Here is a 1063-nt window from a genome sequence, read left to right on the forward strand (position 1 = left end):
AGGCCCAGGTCCAGCAGACTGTCGCGGACCTCCGCCCACGCCGCGGTGGCGTCGCCCCGGCGGATGGCGCCGAACCGCGCGGCGCGTCGGATCGCGCGGGCGAGAGCGGGCAGGAGCACGACCGCGAGCACGCCGAGGATCGTCCACAGCAGCGGGTACGGATCGAAGGTCCGCAGCGGCACGGCGCCGCCGGCGTCCGGATCCTGGTCGTTGCGGTCGAACGGGTCGCTCGTGGCGGGAGCCGCGGTCGGCTCGCTCGTCGGCGCCTCGCTCGGGGCGGGCGCCCCGCTCCCCGTGCCGTTCGCCGCGGTCTCGAACCGGGTCGGGACGCCGCGGGTCGCGGTCGGCTCGAACGGGATCCAGCCCAGGCCCTCGAAGTAGACCTCGGGCCAGGAGTGGAGCTGGTCGCTCGTCACGAGATAGACGGGGCCGCCGTCCTGCCGCTGGTCGCTCGCCGTCCCGGGGAGGTAGCCGACGACGATGCGCGTGGGCATCCCGAGCGAGCGCGCCATCAGCGCGAACGCCCCGGCGAAGTGGACGCAGTAGCCCTCCCGGACCGTGAGGAAGGCCTCCACCGCATCCACTCCGGTGCCGTCGAATTCCTCCGCGACCGGGGTCTCCTCCGAGTACCGGAACCCGGCGCGGAACCACGTCTGCAGCGCGACCATGCGGTCGTAGTCGCTGCCTTCCGCCCCCGCGACCTGACGCGCGGTCTCCTCGATCACGGGCGGGAGGTCGGCGGGGAGGTCGCGGAACGGCCCGGCGACAGGGGCCTGCGCGGCGGACGCGGCCCGCACCTGCTCGAGGGTCGGCTGCACCGAGGCCGATTCCACCGTGTAGTTCTGGTCGGCGGCGTCGGCGTCGGAGGCGATGACGGTGCGATTGTCGCGCATCGCGATCCAGCTTCCGTTCAGCCCCCGGACCGTGGTGGCCTGGTAGGGGAGGGGAAGCCAGGATCCGCTCACGCCGGTCACGCGGATCGAGGTGCGCGCGGTCCGCAGGGCGACGCCCTCCGCGGCCGCCACCGCGCCCAGCCCGTCCCGCAGCGCACTCGTCCGCGCGC

1 protein-coding gene is annotated in these 1063 nt (G+C 74.8%); it reads right to left on the reverse strand.

Annotated features, from left to right (window positions below):
• Positions 1-1063: transglutaminase-like domain-containing protein (locus MR1_RS19135; RefSeq protein ID WP_169797723.1), on the reverse strand; the 1063-nt coding region annotated here is incomplete at both ends.

It is taken from the genome of Microbacterium resistens NBRC 103078 (genome assembly GCF_001552355.1).
Classification (GTDB): domain Bacteria; phylum Actinomycetota; class Actinomycetes; order Actinomycetales; family Microbacteriaceae; genus Microbacterium; species Microbacterium resistens.